This is a genomic window from Shewanella carassii (genome assembly GCF_002777975.1).
Classification (GTDB): Bacteria; Pseudomonadota; Gammaproteobacteria; order Enterobacterales; family Shewanellaceae; genus Shewanella; species Shewanella carassii.
The window spans coordinates 112336-132496 of sequence record NZ_NGVS01000023.1 but is presented as its reverse complement, the minus strand read 5'-3'; the positions used below and the strand labels follow the sequence as shown (position 1 = coordinate 132496).

At 51.0% G+C, this 20161-nt stretch carries 20 protein-coding genes; 8 read left to right on the top strand and 12 right to left on the bottom strand.

Annotation, left to right across the window (positions count from 1 at the left end):
• Positions 1 to 13 precede the first annotated feature (13 nt).
• The 4 genes from ybfE to efp all read left to right on the top strand — a co-directional run bounded on the left by ybfE (position 14) and on the right by efp (position 2749).
• Positions 14 to 283, top strand: a complete 270-nt coding sequence (gene ybfE / locus CBE72_RS11525; RefSeq protein WP_025010403.1) for a LexA regulated protein — start codon at positions 14 to 16, stop codon at positions 281 to 283.
• A 54-nt stretch (positions 284 to 337) separates the two neighbouring features.
• Positions 338 to 865, top strand: a complete 528-nt coding sequence (gene fldA, locus CBE72_RS11520; protein ID WP_100143638.1) for a flavodoxin FldA — start codon at positions 338 to 340, stop codon at positions 863 to 865.
• Between the two features lie 78 nt (positions 866 to 943).
• Complete coding sequence (earP, locus tag CBE72_RS11515) at positions 944 to 2140, top strand: elongation factor P maturation arginine rhamnosyltransferase EarP (RefSeq protein WP_100143894.1); 1197 nt, start codon at positions 944 to 946, stop codon at positions 2138 to 2140.
• A 45-nt stretch (positions 2141 to 2185) separates the two neighbouring features.
• Complete coding sequence (efp, locus tag CBE72_RS11510) at positions 2186 to 2749, top strand: elongation factor P (protein WP_100143637.1); 564 nt, start codon at positions 2186 to 2188, stop codon at positions 2747 to 2749.
• Between the two features lie 111 nt (positions 2750 to 2860).
• Here efp and CBE72_RS11505 read toward each other — a convergent pair whose 3' ends face one another.
• Both CBE72_RS11505 and CBE72_RS11500 read right to left on the bottom strand, forming a co-directional pair.
• Positions 2861 to 3742 carry a hypothetical protein gene (locus tag CBE72_RS11505; protein ID WP_100143636.1) on the bottom strand — a complete coding sequence of 294 codons (882 nt, stop codon included), beginning with the start codon at positions 3740 to 3742 and terminating at the stop codon, positions 2861 to 2863.
• 250 nt (positions 3743 to 3992) lie between these two features.
• The gene (locus tag CBE72_RS11500) at positions 3993 to 5375 is read right to left on the bottom strand and encodes a Na+/H+ antiporter NhaC family protein (RefSeq protein ID WP_100143635.1); all 1383 of its coding nucleotides are present in this window, start codon (positions 5373 to 5375) and stop codon (positions 3993 to 3995) included.
• Between the two features lie 574 nt (positions 5376 to 5949).
• Between CBE72_RS11500 and CBE72_RS11495 the strand changes: the two genes are divergently transcribed.
• From CBE72_RS11495 to CBE72_RS11485, 3 genes are all read left to right on the top strand, one after another.
• Entirely contained in the window at positions 5950 to 7164 is a 1215-nt protein-coding gene (locus tag CBE72_RS11495) for a pyridoxal phosphate-dependent aminotransferase (RefSeq protein WP_100143634.1), read from the top strand.
• Between the two features lie 110 nt (positions 7165 to 7274).
• On the top strand, positions 7275 to 7862 hold the full coding sequence (gene yfbR / locus CBE72_RS11490; RefSeq protein WP_096141777.1) for a 5'-deoxynucleotidase: 588 nt from the start codon (positions 7275 to 7277) through the stop codon (positions 7860 to 7862).
• Between the two features lie 11 nt (positions 7863 to 7873).
• The gene (locus CBE72_RS11485; RefSeq protein ID WP_100143633.1) at positions 7874 to 9208 is read left to right on the top strand and encodes an anti-phage deoxyguanosine triphosphatase; all 1335 of its coding nucleotides are present in this window, start codon (positions 7874 to 7876) and stop codon (positions 9206 to 9208) included.
• Between the two features lie 93 nt (positions 9209 to 9301).
• On the opposite strand, the gene CBE72_RS11480 is transcribed toward CBE72_RS11485, so the two are convergent.
• From CBE72_RS11480 to aroA, 9 genes are all read right to left on the bottom strand, one after another.
• A complete protein-coding gene (locus CBE72_RS11480) occupies positions 9302 to 9847 on the bottom strand; it encodes a DUF2058 domain-containing protein (protein ID WP_100143632.1) in 546 nt (181 codons plus the stop codon).
• 18 nt (positions 9848 to 9865) lie between these two features.
• The gene (locus CBE72_RS11475; protein ID WP_100143631.1) at positions 9866 to 10684 is read right to left on the bottom strand and encodes an SDR family oxidoreductase; all 819 of its coding nucleotides are present in this window, start codon (positions 10682 to 10684) and stop codon (positions 9866 to 9868) included.
• 71 nt (positions 10685 to 10755) lie between these two features.
• Complete coding sequence (pyrF, locus tag CBE72_RS11470; RefSeq protein WP_100143630.1) at positions 10756 to 11451, bottom strand: orotidine-5'-phosphate decarboxylase; 696 nt, start codon at positions 11449 to 11451, stop codon at positions 10756 to 10758.
• A gap of 21 nt (positions 11452 to 11472) precedes the next feature.
• Entirely contained in the window at positions 11473 to 12633 is a 1161-nt protein-coding gene (gene lapB, locus CBE72_RS11465) for a lipopolysaccharide assembly protein LapB (protein WP_100143629.1), read from the bottom strand.
• A 1-nt stretch (position 12634) separates the two neighbouring features.
• Positions 12635 to 12904 (bottom strand): LapA family protein, encoded by a 270-nt coding sequence (locus CBE72_RS11460; RefSeq protein ID WP_025010412.1) that lies wholly within the window; start codon positions 12902 to 12904, stop codon positions 12635 to 12637.
• Between the two features lie 122 nt (positions 12905 to 13026).
• Entirely contained in the window at positions 13027 to 13314 is a 288-nt protein-coding gene (gene ihfB / locus CBE72_RS11455; RefSeq protein WP_100143628.1) for an integration host factor subunit beta, read from the bottom strand.
• Between the two features lie 70 nt (positions 13315 to 13384).
• Complete coding sequence (rpsA, locus tag CBE72_RS11450; RefSeq protein ID WP_025010414.1) at positions 13385 to 15052, bottom strand: 30S ribosomal protein S1; 1668 nt, start codon at positions 15050 to 15052, stop codon at positions 13385 to 13387.
• A 99-nt stretch (positions 15053 to 15151) separates the two neighbouring features.
• The gene (cmk, locus tag CBE72_RS11445; protein WP_100143892.1) at positions 15152 to 15847 is read right to left on the bottom strand and encodes a (d)CMP kinase; all 696 of its coding nucleotides are present in this window, start codon (positions 15845 to 15847) and stop codon (positions 15152 to 15154) included.
• 155 nt (positions 15848 to 16002) lie between these two features.
• Positions 16003 to 17283: a 3-phosphoshikimate 1-carboxyvinyltransferase gene (gene aroA, locus CBE72_RS11440; RefSeq protein ID WP_100143627.1), complete on the bottom strand. Its 1281-nt coding sequence runs from the start codon at positions 17281 to 17283 to the stop codon at positions 16003 to 16005.
• 462 nt (positions 17284 to 17745) lie between these two features.
• Between aroA and CBE72_RS11435 the strand changes: the two genes are divergently transcribed.
• Positions 17746 to 18942 carry an amino acid aminotransferase gene (locus CBE72_RS11435; protein WP_100143626.1) on the top strand — a complete coding sequence of 399 codons (1197 nt, stop codon included), beginning with the start codon at positions 17746 to 17748 and terminating at the stop codon, positions 18940 to 18942.
• 86 nt (positions 18943 to 19028) lie between these two features.
• Here the strand turns inward: CBE72_RS11435 and serC are convergent, their stop codons facing one another.
• Positions 19029 to 20123, bottom strand: coding sequence for a 3-phosphoserine/phosphohydroxythreonine transaminase (serC, locus tag CBE72_RS11430; protein WP_100143625.1), 1095 nt, complete (start codon positions 20121 to 20123; stop codon positions 19029 to 19031).
• Positions 20124 to 20161 lie beyond the last annotated feature (38 nt).

Below are 20161 nucleotides of genomic sequence, written 5' to 3'. Positions count from 1 at the left end.
CATCAGATTTCAAATGGCAAAAGAAGCAACAGACAGAACCACCATAGACCTTTTTGCCACTGAAAAGCGCCGCGGACGGCCTAGAAGCAATCCTTTGCCCCGCGAGCAGCAGCTCAAGGTGAATAAACGTAACCAGATCATGCGGGATCGGGCAAAGGGTCTGAAACGAATAGAGTTAAAAGTGTCACAAGATTTATATGACGCCTTGAATGAGAAGGCTTTGGCCAGTAACATCAGCCGCAGCCAGTTAATAGAATTGATCCTTCAGGAGCAGTTAGGTTAGCCCCTGTCAGGAAAGATCGAAGTAGATAGCGAACTAGACATTAAAGGAAAGACAATGGCAACTGTAGGTCTTTTTTTCGGTAGCGATACAGGTAACACCGAAGCTGTAGCCAAGATGATCCAGAAGAAACTGGGTAAGAAGATGGTTGAGGTGAAAGATATCGCCAAGAGCACCAAAGAGCAGATCGCCGAATACGACCTGCTAATCTTCGGGATCCCCACCTGGTACTATGGTGAAGCTCAATGTGACTGGGACGATTTCTTCCCTGAGCTGGAGCAGATAGATTTTACCGATAAGTTGGTAGCCATTTTCGGTTGCGGCGATCAGGAAGACTATGCCGAGTATTTCCTCGATGCCATGGGCATGATCCGCGATATCGTTGAAGAGCGCGGCGCAATAGTCATTGGCCACTGGCCAACAGAAGGCTACAACTTCGAAGCCTCTAAGGGACTGGTTGATGATAAGCACTTTGTCGGTCTTGGTATAGATGAAGACCGTCAACCCGAGTTGACCGAAGAACGCGTCGACGCCTGGGTTAAACAGATATACGAAGAGATGTGCCTGGCTGAGCTGGAAGACTAATATCCGCTCCCAGATACTTCTCCGGCGGCCTTTATGGCCGCCTTTTTATTGGCTATCACTCTGGAACATGGAAACACAATGCAAGTCGACAATCAGCGTCATTGGGATATCTTCTGCACTGTGGTAGACAACTATGGTGACATAGGTGTTACCTGGCGCCTGGCGCGGCAACTGGTCAGCGAATACGGCATTGAGGTACGTTTGTGGGTCGATGATCTCAACAGCTTCGCGCATATTTTGCCCGAACTTAACCCGGCTCTTGTCAGTCAACACTTTGGTGGAGTTGAAGTCATCCACTGGTGCGCCCCCCTGCCCTTGGCCTGGCTACCGGGCGAAGTCTTGATAGAAGCCTTTGCCTGCGACTTGCCCTCGGAAGTGCTCACAAGCCTGCCTGAGCTTGCCAAGGCGCCCAAGTGGATAAACCTAGATTATCTCAGCGCCGAGAGCTGGATAGAGGACTGTCATGGCCTCAGTTCGCCGGCACTCAAAGGGGTCAAGAAGACCTTTTTCTTCCCAGGCTTTACCCCAAAATCAGGCGGGCTCATCTGCGAGCAGTCTCTGTTTAGCGAACGTGATGCCTGGCAAGCAACGCCTGAGCACGCCATGGCCCACTTTGCCGAGCTGGGGCTTAGTGATATTACCATTGATGATTACCTCATCAGCCTGTTCAGCTACGAGACCCCAGCCTTGCCAGCGCTGCTTAAGCTTTGGCAACAGAGTGAGCGGCGAGTACAACTGTTAGTCCCCAAGGGGCGTAGCCTAGGTTGCCTCGCGCCTTTGCTTGAGCAATTTAACCAGGACTCCGGACCCAAAGTCGACTGGCAAGATCCCGCCAGTTGGCAAGCCGGTCAGAGTTTCAGCCGCGGCGCACTCAAGGTGCAAGTCCTGCCGATGACAGATCAAGATGGTTATGATCGCCTGTTGTGGAGTTGCGATTTCAACATAGTTCGCGGCGAAGATTCCTTTTTACGCGCTCAATGGGCCGCAAAACCCTTTATTTGGCATATCTATCAACAGGAAGAACAAGCACATCTGGTAAAATTGGATGCTTTTATGGCACGATACTGCGATAATCTGCCTCCCCCTGTCGCCCAAACTTGGCGAACGCTGAATACGGCATTCAACTGCGGTCAGGGTGAACAAGCTTGCCAAAGCTGGCAAGCTCTGAATTCTGCCATGCCGGCCCTGCTACAACATGCCAAAAAGTGGCCGGCTGAAGCAATAAATGAAGCAGATCTGGCAAACAGGCTAGTGCAAATGGCCAAAAACGGCTAAGATTCTGCGCTGAATTGAAAAACCGCTTATATAGGAACATACGTAATGAAGACTGCTCAGGAAGTCCGCGCAGGTAACGTTATCATGGTTGACGGCAACCCTATGGTTGTACTTAAGACCGAGTTCAACAAATCCGGCCGTAACGCTGCTGTGGTAAAGATGAAGCTGAAGAACCTGCTGCAAGGTTCCGGCACTGAAACTGTATTCAAGGCTGATGACAAACTGGAAGATATCCAGCTTGAGCGCCTGGAGTGCACCTACTCTTACTTTGCTGATCCTATGTATGTCTTTATGGACGCAGACTTCAACCAGTATGACGTTGAAGCCGAAAACATGGGTGATGCCATCAACTACATCGTTGATGGAATGGAAGAGATCTGTCAGGTTACCTTCTACGAAGGTAAAGCCATCTCTGTAGAACTGCCTACTACTATCATTCGCGAAGTAGGTTACACTGAACCTGCCGCCCGTGGTGATACCTCAGGTAAGGTAATGAAGCCTGCTTCTATCGTAGGTACAGATCTGAAGGTGATGGTTGCCGACTTCGTTAAAGAAGGCGACAAGATTGAAATCGATACCCGCACCGGTGAATTCAAGAAGCGCGTTTAATTAAATCGCCCTCCTTTGTAAAAAGCCAGCATCGTTGCTGGCTTTTTTGTGCCGCTGAAAAATTCATAAGAACACCGAATTAAATTTCCGCTTTGATTTAATGGCTTGTTATTAGCATGCCAGTCGCAAACGGGTATTGAGCATTAACTTTTCATTCGATAAGGCAGGGTAAGCTGCTTCATAAGGGGAGCCTCCCGGATAATAGTCCCGCAAAGCGAGCGCCTCATCAGACAAAGAGGTAAAGCAGATACCGGGTTTCTCAGCGAGCTCCGTAATATAATCAGGACCGATTACATACACAGAGTAGTCGAGTTTGATATCACTCTCATCCTTCCCCATTAACTCTTCATTTGAACTGTCTTTCAACCTGCCTCTTATTCGGTTCAGCTCGTTCCTTATCTCTGCAGCCGCTATCTCCACTTGGTAGACGAGTGTACTTTCCGACTGGCACTGGAGTGCCATGCGGGATGAGAAGAGTACATTTTCATAAAGGGAAGCCCCTTGAGTCTGGCTATTGGTATCCACGAAGGCAATTATCTTAATGTTGCGGCCTTCAATTAAGGGATCGCGTTTAAAAACGATCTCCGCTTTCAAGGAGATGAGCTGACCTGCAGTATCCTGGTTTTGAGTAACATTAAAATGTTCAATCAAAGGGGTTTGAGCATAATCTTGCCGCTGTTTGGCACGAAAAACCTTAAGTGCCGCACTTCGTTTGGCACTGTGTTTTCCATCCATCCGGATAATCATTAAGATACCGGCAAAGATAAGCAAAATAACCAGTACCAAGCCTGCAATAGCACTTATCACACCTGAGCCTGAAGCATCGGGAAGTATAGTTTTGAAAATTGCAGAGCAGCCCCAGACAATTAGCCAAAGAACGCTGATAAAAGCCATAGCCTGGCGAGGAGATGGAGTAAACCAACGGCTCTTGTTACTGCTTAGAGGTGTTATGAGTAATAACAGCAGCGCAGTAATGGCAAAGAATATATGCATACAGCTCCGTCCTTGAGCCTTATGGTACTCACTTACAAACACCATAGAAGGCAAATTCCCTGTGTCGTTATTCACAATACTGCCGGGAAGCGTTTGATATGTCGAGCTATTGAACCTTTTGTGTCCGCTTTTATTGATGGCTTCTGGCGGCAAACCTTTGATAAAAAATCCCCGCGGCATAACCTTGGGGATTTTTATTGGTAGGCTCAGGCTTATGAAACAGCCGTCATTCAACTAATCACGCGACTAATCATGCAACTATGATGAAGCCAATAAAGGTAAGTACTGCCGCTATCAAGGCATAGGGTAACTGTGTCACCGCATGGCTTACCAGATTACAGCCCGATCCTTGCGCCGCCAGAACGGTGGAGTCTGAGTAGAAGCAAGCCTGGCTACCAAAGGATGAAGCCGACAACAAGGCACCTATCACCAGAGGAATGTCGGCTCCAACGGATTGAGCCAGCGGCATCACAATAGGAATGGTCACCGCAAAAATTCCCCAACTGGACCCGGTAGCGAAGGCCAGAATTGCCATGGCCACAAACACCACTGCAGGCAAGAGTTTAGGCGTCATAAAGGGACTCAGGGACTCAATCACATACTGAGGCAGCAACAGTTGGTCGCAAACATCTTTGAAAACAAAGGCGGCGATAACTGTGCCTATGGCCGGCAACATGCTTTTGAAGCCATCTATCATCTGATCCATCATCTCGGATAAGGGCATCAAACGCTGCACCGCGTAATATGGCAAAGTAATCACCAAGGTTGCCAACAAGCCTTTCCAGACATCGATATCGAAGTAGACGGTAAAACCAACCAACAGCAAAATGGGTACCAAGAAATTGTGCAATTGTCCTTGCTTATCCGCCTGCTCGAACTCCTCCTCCATGGCACGTACGGCATATTCATCCGAGGTCTGAACCTCGTAAAAATCTGTCTGCTCTTTGGCCGGACTGCCGGCCGCCGCCGCGAGCTGCGCCTTTTTCATCGGCCCTATGGCCGGTACTATGCCAAGGATGACCAGCAGCACCATGGCAACCGCCAACCAGGCGTAAAACATATAAGGGATCGCTTGCATATAGATTTGGATCCCCTCGCCTTCAGCGGCCACACCGTTGTTAACCAATAGCCCGCCAAAGAACACCGCCCAGGTAGATAACGGTACCAAGACGCACACAGGTGCTGCGGTGGAGTCGACCACATAGGCAAGCATCTCACGGGAAATCTTGAACCTGTCGGTGACCCGCTTCATGGTTTCGCCGACCGTGAGTGCATTCAGGTAATCATCAATAAAGATCACCAGGCCGAGCACAAAGGTCATCAGCAGAGATGAGCGTGGCCCCTTGGCAAGTTTGAGCGCTTTACGGCCAAAGGCCAAGGCGCCACCTGTGCGCACCAACAAGGCTATCAGGGCACCGAAACTGCCACATACCAGGATTAACCATCCTATGGTCTCATCGGCCATCACTTTGAGTGAGATATCGGCGAAGTTATTCAGTACCTGACTGGGGTCAAGAAGCAACAGACCACTGACGGCACCTATGATTAAGGCCAGGATGGGACGACGCAGCCAAATGGCCAGCACCAATACGACAATCGGGGGAACAAGACTTAACGCTGTCGGCTCAGACATGCACTTAGGTCCTCAAAAAGGTGGCCTTGCGGCCTTATAAAGTCATGTGGGGTGTTGAGACACCGCCAAAACAACTGCTTTATTTACGGCTTTCCGCCAGACGGACAGTAACAACTGGTCGCTTTTGTTGGAGCCTTGCTAAAAACATCGCGCAGAAAATAATGCGCAACTGGATATGAGTCAACCATAAATTGAGTCAGTCAGTGCAAATTTTGACCTTGCAGGCAATTATTGAAAAAATTCCATATGATTCAATAGCTTTTATATGCACATTTTACGCCCGTTTGTCATGACTGACATATAAGCATTCAGTTAAACTGCCTTTTTATTTCAAATATTGCCGAAACTGTATTGTGACAACTACTAGCGTTTACACCTTTAAACAGTTTTTAACTCCAATATTGAAGCGTAATTCAGTTTCATCATCTTTTTTGCGAGGTGTTTTTTTGCATTTAAAAGATGAAAGTTCTGATAAAAAATAGAAATAGGGACTTATTCCCCTTTATAAGCCGCTTGAAATTAGGTATTGTGCCGATGGTTAAACTCTTTCATATCAGCCAGTTTCGAGGTAGTAATGCGGCCAATCATCAAATCCAATAAGCTCGACAGTGTTTGTTACGATATTCGAGGGCCGGTGCACAAGGAAGCCCGTCGGTTGGAGGATGAAGGCCATCGTATTCTTAAGCTCAATATAGGTAACCCGGCTCCCTTTGGCTTTGAAGCTCCGGAAGAGATAGTTCGTGACGTTATCCTCAACCTGCCATCGGCCCAAGGGTATTGTGAATCCAAAGGTTTGTTCTCTGCCCGCAAGGCGATAGTTCAGCATTACCAGTCCCAAGGGATCTTCGGTGTCGATATTGAAGATATCTATATAGGTAATGGTGTTTCCGAATTGATAGTGATGGCCATGCAGGGGCTACTCAATACCGACGATGAGGTGTTGGTTCCCTCCCCTGACTATCCACTGTGGACCGCAGCGGTTAACCTGGCCGGCGGCAAGGCGCGCCACTATCGCTGCGATGAAGCGGCCGACTGGTTTCCCGATCTTGAGGATATCAAGAGCAAGATTGGCCCAAGAACCCGAGGTATAGTGATCATCAACCCCAACAATCCAACCGGTGCCGTATACAGTCGCGAGCTGTTGTTGGAGATTGTTGAACTGTGCCGGCAACACTCCATCATACTGTTTGCCGATGAGATCTATGACAAAATTCTTTACGATGGCGCTGTGCATATCCCGGCCTGTAGTCTGTCGGACGATATTCTCACCGTGACGTTTAATGGCCTTTCCAAAGCCTATAGAGCCGCCGGTTTCCGGGTCGGTTGGATGATGCTGTCCGGTAATCTCAAAGCAGCGCACAGCTATATTGAGGGGCTGGAGATGCTCTCCTCTATGCGCCTTTGCGCCAATGTGCCCAATCAGCATGCGATTCAAACCGCGTTGGGCGGTTATCAGAGTATCAATGAGCTTACCGCCATCGATGGTCGCCTGACCCAGCAGCGGGATATCTGTTATGAGCTGCTCAATCAAATTCCCGGCGTGAGTGTGGTGAAACCCAAGGGCGCCATGTATGCATTTCCCCGTCTCGACAGCAAGCGTTTCGGCCTCAGGGACGATGAGCGCCTGGTGCTGGATCTACTAAAAGAGAAGAAAATTCTCTTGGTACAGGGTACCGCCTTTAATTGGCCGGAGCCGGATCACCTGCGAGTGGTGTTCCTGCCTCATAAGGAAGACTTACAGCGGGCCCTGCTCGCCTTCGGTGACTTCCTCGAGAACTACCGCCAATAACACAATGCCAGCCGCCCATCGAGGCGGCTTTTTTATCCCCGTCCGGCACTGACAGCCTTTAACCACTGAGGTAAAGTAAGGGAAACGCGCAAAAAACTTAGGGAAGTTGTATGAGTCACCTTTTTGCCCACCTGGCCAGGATGAAGTTAATTCAGCGTTGGCCCTTGATGTATAACGTCCGCACCGAGAATGTGCAGGAACACTCATTGCAGGTCGCCATGGTGGCCCATGCGCTGGCCATCATCAGTAACCGTAAATTCAATGGCCAATATTCGCCGGATCGCGCCGCGACCCTGGCCATCTTTCACGATGCCGGCGAAATTCTTACCGGCGATCTGCCCACTCCGGTCAAATACTTCAATGCCGAGATAGAAGCCGAATACAAGAAGATTGAAGCCATAGCCGAAGCCAGGCTGCTGGAGATGGTGCCCGAAGAGTTTCGTGACGATTACCGCTCGCTGTTTATCAGTGATAGCGCCGAGCTCAGCCATCGCAAGTTGGTCAAGTCCGCCGATACTCTGTGCGCCTATCTCAAGTGTCTCGAAGAAAAGCGTGCAGGCAACAACGAGTTCAATAGTGCCCGCAAGCGACTCGAAACCATGCTGGATGCCAACCCAGACCCGGCAGTGGCGTATTTTCGCGAGCATTTTATTCCCAGTTTCACCCTGGATCTGGATGAGATCAATCAACTGCTCTAGCAGGAGAGATTATGAGCCAAGCCCACTGGCAAGCCAGGCGCGAGCCCAATAACAGTCAGCGCCGCGACGATAATCGCAGTCCCTATCAGAGAGACAGAGCCAGAATTCTGCACTCTGCCGCTTTTCGGCGCTTGCAGGCCAAGACTCAGGTACTTGGGGTGGGCATGAACGACTTTTACCGCACCCGCCTGACTCACTCACTGGAAGTCTCGCAAATAGGCACGGGCATTGCCGCCCAGTTGAAGCAGCGCTATCCCGAAATGGCCTTTTTGCTCGATTCCATGAGTCTGCTCGAAGCCCTGTGTCTCGCCCACGATATCGGCCACCCACCCTATGGCCATGGCGGTGAGGTGGCGCTCAACTACATGATGCGTGAGCACGGCGGCTTTGAAGGCAATGGCCAGACCTTCAGAATTCTTACCCGGCTCGAACCCTATACCGAACACTTTGGCATGAACCTAACCCGGCGTACCCTGCTCGGTGTACTCAAATACCCAGCGCCGGTACGTACGCTGAGAATCGATAGACCCCAGCCGGAACTGAGTCACTATCGTCAGTTAAGGCCGAGCCAATGGCCGCCGGTCAAAGGGATTTTCGATGATGATGAAGCTATCCTCGATTGGGTGCTTGAGCCGCTGGATAGTAAAGACAAGCAAGGCTTTCTCAGCCACTATAGCCCGGGCGAAGGGCTGCACCATCGCACCCGCTACAAGTCATTCGACTGCACCATTATGGAGCTCGCCGATGATATCGCCTATGCGGTGCACGATCTCGAAGATGCCATAGTGATGGGAATTGTCACTGGCGCGAATTGGCAAGAGGATATGCGTGCCCCGCTGCAAGCCATTGAAGATGAATGGATCCAAAGCCAGCTCGGGAATATTGAGCTCAAGCTGTTTTCCCGCAAACATCACTTGCGCAAGGATGCCATAGGAACCTTGGTGAATGCGCTGGTCACCGCCATCAGAATCGACCAGACCCCGGACTTTGCCGAACCCTTGCTGAGATTCAATGCCAAGTTGGAGCCGGCCTTTGCCGAGTTATTGGAGCTATTGAAACAGTTTGTCCTTAAACATGTGGTACGTAAGCCCGAGATCCAGATGCTGGAGTACAAGGGGCAGCAGATAGTAATGGAGCTGTTTGAAGCCTTTGCCTCGGATCCTCTGAGGCTCCTGCCCCACAATACCCAATCACGCTGGCAACAGGCCAACTGCAAGGGGGAAAACAGCCACAGAGTGATAGCAGACTATATCTCGGGAATGACAGATGAGTTTGCCGCCAGGCTGCATCAACAACTGTTCAGCCCCAAGGGCGGTGCCATCATAGACTTGAGCCAGAATTATTGATTGCGGTTTTATTACTCCATATCTGCCCTGCAATCTTAAAATAATAAAGCCCGCCAAACTGGGCGGGCCTTATACTGTTAACGAAAACAGCAATTACCACATGAGATCATCGGGGATAACATAATCTGCGTAAGGGTCATCCTCTTCCGACACTTGCTCGGCATTGTTCTCGGCTTGCCACAAATAACCACACCATTCGGGTACCAACAAATTGACCCGCTCGGCGAGTTTATGGGGCACCAGATAGCTGCTTTGCTCAATTCGCACTATCCCCAAGCGGCCACCGAGTAACTGACTCTGAAGTTTTTCATTGATATACAAGGGGTATATCTTGTTCTCCAGGGTATAGTTGAACTTGATCTCGCCATCTTTCGGCAACGCCACCGCATTTTGCTTAACTTCGGTGACCAAGCCACGGACCAGACCTTTCTCTGTGGCTTCGGCAAAGCGTTGCTCATTGAGCGCCTTGTCCTTTTCTGCCTGCTGCTTTTTCTGCTGAGCGATCTGCGCCTTCAGCTCAGCAGAGCCGTCATCAATATTGGACTTGCGGTTACGTTTCTTTTGGGTTTTGACATCGCGAACTTTTTGCTTGCTGGCGAGACCCGCCTTGAGCAACTGTTCCTGTAATGCGTTTGCCATTTTATAATCTCTCTCTTGCTACTTACTTGATTCTTGCTTTGCCGCCAGTGCCCCGAGTTGACTCATGGCCGCACTGGCACCGCCAAGCGACCAACCTCCGTCAACCGGTAATATGGTTCCGGTAATATAGGAAGCCATTGGCGATGCCATAAAGAGTGCAGCATTGGCCAAGTCTTCGCCCTCACCGTTGCGTTTTAACGGCACACTCTCGGCCACCTGTTGCTGCAACTGCGCCGACGGCGCCAAGCGATTAAACCCTTCGGTACCGGCAATCGGCCCGGGTACCAAGGAGTTTATCCGTATGCCTTCAGGCCCCCATTCCAAAGCCAGAGTGCGGGTCAACATATCGACGCCCGCCTTGGCGGCGCAAACGTGGATCTGCATCGGCATGGCAATATACGCCTGCGGCGCCGAAATTTGAATAATGCTGGCGCCAGGGCGCTTAAGCATAGGATAGGCTTGCTTCAACACCTGAAAACTGCCCAGCAAATCGATATCCATGACAGATTTAAAACCGTTGGCACTGAGCTTGGCAGCGCTGGCGGGGAAATTGCCGGCGGCGCCACTGACAAGCACATCGATATACGGGAAACTCTGGGCCAAGACGGCAAAGCCTTGCTCTAGTGCCGGCAAATCCCTGACATCGAAGCTCAGGCCCAGATGTTGACCTTGCGGATTGGCTTCATTCAATAACGCCACCGCGGCTGCCACTTTTTCCGGGTTACGGCTGGCAACCGCCACATGGGCACCGGCAACTGCAAACGCCTTGGCGATACAGAGGTTAATGCCGCTGGTACCCCCGACGACCACTACATACTTACCCTGATAATCGAACATTGAGCTTCTCTCCTATCCACTGTTCATTCGTTATTCCGGTCCATACTGCGAGTCGCCGGTATGTCACAAGTTTATGCTAGCGATTGATGTATCGCCTGCAGTGTCGCCAAAGGATCGGACGCTTGAGTAATGGGGCGACCTATCACCAGATAATCTGAGCCCGCCGCCATCGCTTCGGCCGGGGTCATGATGCGTTTTTGATCGCCGGCATCACTGCCCGCCGGACGAATACCTGGAGTCACCAGTTTGAAATCGGCGCCAAGTTCGGCCTTGAGCATACTGGACTCACGGGCCGAGCAGACCACACCATCGAGACCGGCTGTTTGCGTCAGGCGCGCCAGCCTGAGAACCTGATCTTCAGCACTGCCTTCAACACCAATAAGCTTGAGTTCATCGTCGCTCATTGAGGTCAGCACAGTAACGGCTATCAACAAGGGGGCGTTATCTCCGTAAGGCAACAGTGCCCGGCGGGCAGCCTCCATCATGGCGAGACCGCCACTGGCGTGAACGTTCACCATCCACACCCCCATTTCGGCGGCGGCAGCAACCGCCTTGGCCACTGTGTTGGGAATGTCGTGAAACTTCAGGTCCAGAAACAGATCAAACCCACGGTCATGGATCTCTTTCACCAGTTGAGGCCCGAACAGGGTAAACATCTCTTTGCCTACCTTAAGGCGGCACATAGACGGATCCAACTTATCAATAAGCTGCAATGCTTTGAATTTATTATCAAAGTCCAAGGCGACCACAATAGGTGTCTCTGTCATTTTTACTCCGTTATCTGAGGGTTATTCTCCGTCCAAGCCGCGTACCCGTTTGATACTGCCCCAGTTTTTGCAAGATGGGCAGTGCCAATACAAAGTATGTGCCGGGAATCCACATTCCCGGCAACGGTAGCTTGGACGGAATCTAATTTGTTGCTCTACCAGTTTTTCCAACATCGCCAGGCTATCGCGGGCTTGGCCCTGTTCAGCTTGTTTTATATGCATCTGCATCAAATGTTGGAAACCACGCATAGTTGGGTGACGATAGAGAGCTTCCATCACCATGTCTTCGGCACCTTTGATATCGCCGTCTTCTATCATGCGTTGCGCCAATGCCACCACAACCGACGCACCCGCGCCCTTGTCTATCGCATGTGTTAACAGTTCTCGATAACCTTCAATATCATTGAGTTCCCGATAGAGTTGACGCGCGCAGACAAGCGCATCGGCGAAAAGCTCGGCATCGGCGTCAATCAGTTGATTGAGCATCTGTTTGGCCTGAGGCAATTGCCCAGCATCCAGGTAAGCGTTGGCCAGTGACAACAAGGCGCGGCCACATTGAGAGTCTTGCTTGAGCGCGGCTTGAAAGCCCTTGAGTTTTCCTGCTTCGTCGCCAGACTCTTCGGCCAATTGACAGTAGAAATGGGCGATGACGGGTTTAAGACCCTGCTGGCGTTTACGTGGCAAGCGCTTGGTGATATCAATCGCTTTTTGCCACTCTTTGGTAATTTGGTAAATGGAGATCAGTTGGGTTTCAGCTTCTTCGCTGTGATCGTCTTGACTGACCAGGTTAAGGAAAATCTCCTCGGCTCTATCGTAGAACCCGGCGGCCATATAGTCCTTGCCCAACTCCATCATCGCCATGTCTCTTTGCTCGGTGGCGAGATTGGGGCGGGCTATCAGGTTTTGGTGAATACGAATGGATCTGTCTACCTCACCCCGTTTGCGAAACAAGGAACCCAACGACAGATGTGTGTCTATGGTTTCATCATCGACATCCAGCATGCTGATAAAGAGATCAACCGCCTTGTCCGACTCATTGGAGAGCAGAAAGTTAAGCCCGGTAAAGTAATCTCGGCTCAGTTTCTTTTGTGCTGAATTCTGTTTCTGCCTCAAACTGCGACGGCCCATGTACCAACCGTAAGCCGCAGCAATTGGCAACAACAGAAAGAGAAGTTCGAGCATACTAGGCGTCTTGCCCCTGCTGCTGAGTTAAAGTCTGGATTTTCTTGCGGGCATTACGCAATGAAAGTTTCAGCTTCATAATGTAGTAGAAGGCGATGATCCAGCTAAGAATAAAGCCTGCCAGAAATACCACGGCCAGCACCACAGGTAAGCGGAACTCTCCCTGTGCCACAAAATAACTGATGGTGACTAACTGTTCATTGCGGGAGCCAAATACCAGTGCCACTACAAACAGCATTGCCACCAGTACGGTTGCGACAAATGACTTCACGTTGCACTCCATAAACGCGTTTCAATGTTCTGATTATCCAGTAATTTGACTGGGCTGACCAGCTTTAGCCAAGCTCCAGGCATAAAAAAGCCCCCTTTCGGAGGCTTTTAATACAACAGCGATTAACGGCTATATGCGTCAACGCGTTCGCGCAGTTCTTTGCCTGGCTTAAAGTGCGGGACGTACTTGCCATCCAACTCCACTGATGTTCCCGTCTTGGGATTACGACCAGTGCGAGGTGCACGATAATGAAGTGAAAAGCTGCCAAAGCCACGGATCTCTATACGATCACCGCTTTCCAATGTCTTTGCCATTTGCTCCAACATCTCTTTGATTGCACTTTCGACTTCCTTCGCCGACAGTTGCGACTGCCCACTGGCGAGTTTTTCGATCAGTTCGGATTTAGTCATCCTAGCTACCCCTATTATCAAGCCAAACACAGTCACCTAACAGGGGGCAAGCCCCCTGTACTACAGGCACTTACTTACGAGCTGCCTTAAACGCTTCAGCCATTGCATTAGTCATGATAGCGTCGTCCTGCTTGTTCAGGTTAGCCATCACTTCTTTTTCTTCAGCTTCGTCTTTAGCACGTACAGACAGGCTGATTGCACGGTTCTTGCGATCTACGCCCATGAACTTGGCTTCAACGCTGTCACCTACATTGTAGACGCTTGATGCATCTTCAACACGGTCACGGCTGATGTCAGATACACGGATGTAACCTTCAACAGTGTCAGCCAGCTCAACAGTCACACCTTTGGCGTCAACAGCAGTAACAGTACCAACTACGATAGTACCTTTCTTCTTGTCGGCCAGGTAGGCGTTGAATGGATCGTCTTCAGTCTGCTTAACACCCAGGCTGATACGCTCACGCTCTGGATCAACAGACAGAACCACTGCAGTGATTTCGTCGCCTTTCTTGTACTCGCCAACAGCATCTTCGCCGCTACCGTTCCAAGAGATGTCAGACAGGTGAACCAGACCGTCGATACCGCCGTCCAGACCGATGAAGATACCGAAGTCAGTGATAGACTTGATCTTACCGGTAACTTTGTCGCCCTTGGCATAACGGTTAGCGAAGTCTTCCCATGGGTTGGTCTTGCACTGCTTGAGACCCAGAGAAATACGACGACGCTCTTCATCGATGTCCAGAACCAGAACTTCAACTTCGTCACCCAGGTTAACAACCTTGGATGGGTGGATGTTCTTGTTGGTCCAATCCATTTCAGAAACGTGTACCAGACCTTCAACGCCTTCTTCGATTTCAACGAAGCAGCCGTAGTCAGTCAGGTTGGTTACGCGACCAGTCAGACGAGTGTTTTCTGGGTAGCGCTTGCTGATTTCCAGCCATGGGTCTTCACCCAGTTGCTTCAGACCCAGAGATACACGAGTGCGCTCGCGATCGTACTTCAGTACTTTGACGTTGATTTCGTCACCAACATTTACGATCTCAGATGGGTGCTTAACACGCTTCCAAGCCATATCGGTGATGTGCAGCAGACCGTCAACACCGCCCAGATCTACGAATGCACCGTAGTCGGTCAGGTTCTTAACGATACCTTTAACTGCTTGACCTTCTTGCAGGTTTTCCAGCAGAGCATCACGCTCAGCGCTGCTTTCAGATTCGATAACAGCACGACGAGAAACAACAACGTTGTTGCGCTTCTGGTCCAGCTTGATAACTTTGAATTCCAGTTCTTTGTTTTCCAGGTGAGCAGTATCGCGTACTGGGCGAACGTCAACCAGAGAACCAGGCAGGAACGCACGGATACCGTTCAGCTCAACGGTGAAACCGCCTTTAACCTTGCCATTGATGACACCGATTACAGTTTCAGCATCTTCGTAAGCTTTTTCCAGAACGATCCAGGCTTCGTGGCGCTTGGCCTTCTCGCGAGACAGTTGAGTCTCACCGAAACCGTCTTCAACGCTATCCAGCGCAACGTCAACTTGGTCGCCAACGGCGATTTCCAGTTCACCTTGAGCGTTTTTGAATTGCTCAGCTGGGATTGGGCTCTCAGATTTCAGACCGGCGTCAACCAGTACCATACCGTTTTCGATGGCAACTACAGTACCACGAACGATAGAACCTGGGCGGAATTCCAGTTGTTGAAGGGATTGTTCAAACAGATCAGCAAAAGATTCAGTCATGTTAATTAACTTTAAGTAATAAACCACGTATCTATCCTGAACGTGGAGTCAGTAAAATAACTCGCCTCTTCCTTGTGGCGAATGCCTATCCCACCAGTCTCAGAGACTGATGTCAGATAACTTGTCGACTATGTGCCTGAGCGCCAGCTCCAGCACAGCATCAATTCCAAGACCAGTAGTATCTATCACCAAGGCATCTTCAGCGGGCACCAAAGGCGCAACGGCGCGATTCATATCCCGGTGATCTCTTTCCTGGATCTCGGTTAAAAGACGCTCGATGTTAACATCGAAGCCCTTGTCCTGCAACTGATTATAGCGCCGCTGGGCCCTTTCTTCAGCCGAGGCAGTCAAAAACAATTTTGCCGGTGCATGTGGGAAAACAACGGTTCCCATATCCCGGCCATCGGCTATAAGTCCGGGAGCAACTCTGAAAGCACGCTGCCTTCTGAGTAAGGCTTCTCTCACCCGGGGAAACGCCGCCACTCTTGAGGCCGCGTCGGAACACTCCTGCGAGCGAATGGCCTGACTGACATCTTCGCCTTCCAGCACCACTTTTATGGCTTCACTTCCGGCTCCCGCCAGAAACTGTACATCCAGATGTGCGGCCAACAGGGTGATGGCTTCTTCGTTATCCAATTCAACATCGTGGTGGATAGCGGCGAGTGCCAACACTCGATATATGGCACCGCTATCGAGTAACTTCCATCCAAGTTTGTTGGCAAGCAACTGACTTATAGTGCCTTTTCCCGCACCGCTTGGGCCGTCAATTGTGACAACAGGCGCCCGTTCAGACATAAATTCCTCCGCAGTAATTGTCATCTTCCATGAGGACACAGTATGAGTTCACCGAAAATGAGCGGCCAATAGTATATATCAACTGCATGCTTTCCGTATGCTGAATTCAAGGCCAATTTCGAGCCGCTGCTGTCAACAGCCCGAAATTCAGCCGCTTAACCGGCCAAGGCCGCAAAGCGTTGGAAGTAATCCGGGAAGGTTTTTGAGGTGCAATCCGGGTCATTGATGGTGACGCCGCAATCGGCAAACGCCAGCAGCGAAAAACACATGGCCATGCGGTGGTCGTTATAGGTGTCGATAGCGGCATGCGTGGGCGTAACTGGTGGATTTACCGAAATATAATCCTCGCCCTCTTCCACCTCGGCACCAATTTTCCGCAGCTCTGTGGCCATGGCGCTGAGACGATCTGTCTCCTTGATACGCCAGTTGTAGATATTACTGAGGCGGGTCGGCCCTTTGGCAAAAACCGCGGCGGTGGCTATGGTCATTGCTGCGTCGGGAATATGGTTCATATCCATATCTATCCCCTTGAGCTGGCTGCCTCTGACAATAATAAAGTCATCTCCCCATTCAATCTCGGCGCCCATGGCGGCCAGCGCATCGGCAAACTTGACATCGCCCTGAATGCTGAGACGGCCAACCCCAGTGACTTTCACCTCGCCGCCGGCGATGGCACCTGCGGCCAGGAAATAAGACGCCGATGAGGCATCGCCTTCCACCAATACCTTGCCCGGTGACAGATAGCTTTGACCGGATGGGATCTCAAAACGCTGATAGTCGTGGTTGATAACCTTGATACCAAATTGCGCCATCAAGGCCAAAGTAATATCGATATAGGGCTTGGAAACCAGTTCACCCTTGACCTTGATATTGACAGCGGCACCGGCCAGCGGCGCAACCATCAGGAGCGCGGTAAGAAACTGGCTGGAGAGATTACCGGCAATTTCCACATCCCCACCACTGAGTCCCGTTGCCTTGATTTTTAATGGCGGGAAGCCGGAATGCTTCAGATATTGAATATCCGCGCCCAACGCCTTGAGGCTGTCGACCAGATCTCCTATCGGCCGCTCCTCCATTCTGGGTTCACCCGTGAGAACAAACTCACCGTTCCCCAGGGTCAGCGCGGCGCACAAGGGCCGCATCGCTGTGCCGGCATTACCGAGAAACAGCTCTTGCAGCTTGTTGCTGTTGATTACGCCGCCAAGGCCCTGCACGCTGCAGCGGCGCTTGTCTTCGGAAAGCTCAAATTGCACGCCGAGCTGTTTGAGCGCTGCCAACATGTGGCGAATATCATCTGAGTCGAGCAGATTGGTCAGTTCTGTGGTGCCCTTGGCCAGGGTTGCCAATAGCAGCGCCCGGTTGGAGATACTCTTGGAGCCGGGGATGTTGACCTCCCCATGCATTTTACTTATGGGATCCAGTCGCAATTGCTTCATCTTTTTTGGATTCTTGCATCTGTGTTTGACGGAGTTGCAGCGTCACGCCACGTACCGCCAAAGCGGGTTAAAAGACCTTGTCACCGATTATGGGATAAAATCGGTAAATCAAGACAAAAGATTAGATACAGCGAGTGCTGATAGGCCTGAATTAAGTGTTCGTGGCATTAAAGTTACCTGAGCGCCACAGGGATTCAACCGTTTTTTGCTGAAAAAAGCCGATTTCAGCGGAAAATTATTCAAGCAGCGCTAAATAAGCTCTTTGCTGTCCGATTGACTTTCGAAGACGTGACTCACAGATACGACTCTGCTTTCCTGGAACTGAGCTTTACACCCTGGAAGCCCAGCTTGCCAGTTGCACCACTCAGGCTATCGCTTGCTGCAACCTCACCAGCCGTTAACAAATAGCCTAAATGCCGTTATGCTAATCCTCTTCAACAAGTATTCAATCCAGGGAACCCTATGTTCAGCACACTCAAGGCGATGCCAGCCGATCCCATTCTTGGGCTGCTCAGCCAATATCGCGACGATCCTCGCGGTGAAAAAATTGATTTGGGCGTTGGTGTCTATAAAGACATCTTGGGAAATACTCCCATCCTCGACTGCGTTAAAACCGCCGAGCAGCGCCGCACCGCTACAGAAACCACCAAGGTGTATATCGGCCCCGCCGGTAGCAGTGATTTCAATCGGCTCATTGCCGAGCTGGCATTCGGTGAGCAGCACCCTACCCTGAGCGCCGGACGCATTCGCAGCGTATCCACTCCCGGCGGCACCGGCGCGCTGCGGGTCGCAGCTGACTTTATTAAACGTTGTCGCCCAGGCGCAACCGTTTGGGTCAGCGATCCGACCTGGGCCAATCACACCGGACTTTTTGAAGCGACCGGTCTCAAGGTTGAGCGTTACCCTTACTATGACTACGCCACCAAGGCGCTGAAGTTTGATGAAATGCTCGCCAAACTCAACACCCTTGGTGAAAACGATGTGGTGCTGCTACATGCCTGTTGTCACAACCCATCGGGCCAGGATCTCAGCACTGAGCAGTGGGACCAAGTGGTACAAGTGGCCGTCAAACGCGGCTTTACCCCGCTAATCGATATGGCTTACCAGGGCTTTGGTGACGGTGTCGAGGAAGATGCCTACGGCGTTCGCAAGATGGCGGCCGCCGTGGAAAACATGTTGCTCTGCTCCTCCTGCTCAAAGAATTTTGGCCTTTATCGCGAACGTATCGGCGCCTGCAGCATCATAGCCAACAGCAGTGCTGCAGCCGATGTAGCCTTGTCGGTACTGCTTTACGTAGTACGTTGCCTCTACTCCATGCCGCCGGCACATGGAGCCGCGTTGGTGGAAACCATTCTCGGCGACAATCAGCTCAAGCAGCAGTGGCTGGATGAACTCAAGGTGATGCGTGACAGGATAAACGGTAACCGTGCCATCCTGGTTGAGCGTTTAAAGGCGATAGGCGTCGAGCAGGACTTCAGCTTTATCGCCCGCCAGAAAGGGATGTTCTCCTTCCTTGGGGTGTCGCCAGAGCAGGTTGAACAACTTAAGCAGGAGTTCGGTATCTATATGGTGGATTCAAGCCGGATCAGTATCGCCGGGATAAGCGATAGCAATGTCGATTACCTTGCCAAGTCTATCGCCAAGGTGTTGCAAGGTTAAAATTGGAGAGTGAGATGAAAAAAGCGAATGCCGAGGCATTCGCTTTTTTATGGGATTTGTTGCAATAAAGCGATTTTCGCCGGGGTTCAGCTGCTGTGCTTGGCCGCAAACGCTTTCATAAAGGCAACCAGGGCCTCAACGCCGGCCAAAGGCATGGCGTTATAAATACTGGCGCGCATCCCGCCGACAATTCTGTGCCCCTTAAGAGCTACCAAACCTGCGGCCTCCGCCTCTTTCAGGAACTCACCATTGAGCGACTCATCGGCCAATTGGAAAGTCACATTCATCCGCGAGCGGTTTTGCACCGCCACACCATTGCGGTAAAAGTCCAATTCATCGATACAGGCGTATAGCAGTTCGGCCTTGGCCTTGTTAAGCTCTGCCATCGCCTCGATACCGCCCACCCGGTGCAGCCACTCAAACACTTCGGCGGCCAGATACCAGGCAAAAGTAGGGGGAGTGTTAAACATGGAATCGTTTTCGGCCGCCAAGCGATAATCCATGATGGACGACTGTGGCATGGCCGGCAAAGCCAGCATCTCTTTACGCACTATCACTATGGCCAAACCGGAAGGGCCGATATTTTTTTGCGCCCCGGCATAAATGAGCCCGTAACGACTGACATCGATTTCACGGGACATGATAGTGGATGACATATCCGCGACTATTGGCCAGGGGGACTCCAACTCTTCAAAAATTTCGATGCCATCTACCGTCTCGTTGGGGCAATAGTGCACATAACGATATTTACCACTATCACCTTCCAGCTTAGGTAAGGTTACTTTATTGAGTCCATTGCTCTTTTCAACAACGCTTTGGCTATCAATTCTGTCATCTCCGGCCAGCTTTCTGGCCTCTGCCGTGGCCGATCTTGACCACTGACCGCTCTCCAAATACAGGGCTCTGCCGTTATTGCCCAAAAAATTATTCACGACAGCCGAGAACTGACCGCGACCACCGCCATGCATAAACAGTACATGATAATCTTCGGGAATATTCATCAACGAGCGTAATCTGGATTCGGCTGCCTTGGTGAGATCGATAAAGGCCTGACTGCGGTGACTGATCTCCATGACGGAGACACCGTGCCCCTGCCAGTCCAGTAATTCCTGCTGGGCTTTTTGCATTACCGCGGCCGGCAACATGGCTGGTCCGGCACAGAAATTATAAATCGTGCTCACTTCATTGTTCTCCTTGAAAAAAAGAGCGTCCAGATGGA

What these genes read in the sequence shown, in the direction of transcription:
- ybfE (WP_025010403.1), top strand. Translation starts at nt 14, where the DNA reads ATGGCAAAAGAAGCAACAGACAGAACCACCATAGACCTTTTTGCCACT.
- fldA (WP_100143638.1), top strand. Translation starts at nt 338, where the DNA reads ATGGCAACTGTAGGTCTTTTTTTCGGTAGCGATACAGGTAACACCGAA.
- earP (WP_100143894.1), top strand. Translation starts at nt 944, where the DNA reads ATGCAAGTCGACAATCAGCGTCATTGGGATATCTTCTGCACTGTGGTA.
- efp (WP_100143637.1), top strand. Translation starts at nt 2,186, where the DNA reads ATGAAGACTGCTCAGGAAGTCCGCGCAGGTAACGTTATCATGGTTGAC.
- CBE72_RS11505 (WP_100143636.1), bottom strand. Translation starts at nt 3,742, where the DNA reads ATGCATATATTCTTTGCCATTACTGCGCTGCTGTTATTACTCATAACA.
- CBE72_RS11500 (WP_100143635.1), bottom strand. Translation starts at nt 5,375, where the DNA reads ATGTCTGAGCCGACAGCGTTAAGTCTTGTTCCCCCGATTGTCGTATTG.
- CBE72_RS11495 (WP_100143634.1), top strand. Translation starts at nt 5,950, where the DNA reads ATGCGGCCAATCATCAAATCCAATAAGCTCGACAGTGTTTGTTACGAT.
- yfbR (WP_096141777.1), top strand. Translation starts at nt 7,275, where the DNA reads ATGAGTCACCTTTTTGCCCACCTGGCCAGGATGAAGTTAATTCAGCGT.
- CBE72_RS11485 (WP_100143633.1), top strand. Translation starts at nt 7,874, where the DNA reads ATGAGCCAAGCCCACTGGCAAGCCAGGCGCGAGCCCAATAACAGTCAG.
- CBE72_RS11480 (WP_100143632.1), bottom strand. Translation starts at nt 9,847, where the DNA reads ATGGCAAACGCATTACAGGAACAGTTGCTCAAGGCGGGTCTCGCCAGC.
- CBE72_RS11475 (WP_100143631.1), bottom strand. Translation starts at nt 10,684, where the DNA reads ATGTTCGATTATCAGGGTAAGTATGTAGTGGTCGTCGGGGGTACCAGC.
- pyrF (WP_100143630.1), bottom strand. Translation starts at nt 11,451, where the DNA reads ATGACAGAGACACCTATTGTGGTCGCCTTGGACTTTGATAATAAATTC.
- lapB (WP_100143629.1), bottom strand. Translation starts at nt 12,633, where the DNA reads ATGCTCGAACTTCTCTTTCTGTTGTTGCCAATTGCTGCGGCTTACGGT.
- ihfB (WP_100143628.1), bottom strand. Translation starts at nt 13,314, where the DNA reads ATGACTAAATCCGAACTGATCGAAAAACTCGCCAGTGGGCAGTCGCAA.
- rpsA (WP_025010414.1), bottom strand. Translation starts at nt 15,052, where the DNA reads ATGACTGAATCTTTTGCTGATCTGTTTGAACAATCCCTTCAACAACTG.
- cmk (WP_100143892.1), bottom strand. Translation starts at nt 15,847, where the DNA reads ATGTCTGAACGGGCGCCTGTTGTCACAATTGACGGCCCAAGCGGTGCG.
- aroA (WP_100143627.1), bottom strand. Translation starts at nt 17,283, where the DNA reads ATGAAGCAATTGCGACTGGATCCCATAAGTAAAATGCATGGGGAGGTC.
- CBE72_RS11435 (WP_100143626.1), top strand. Translation starts at nt 17,746, where the DNA reads ATGTTCAGCACACTCAAGGCGATGCCAGCCGATCCCATTCTTGGGCTG.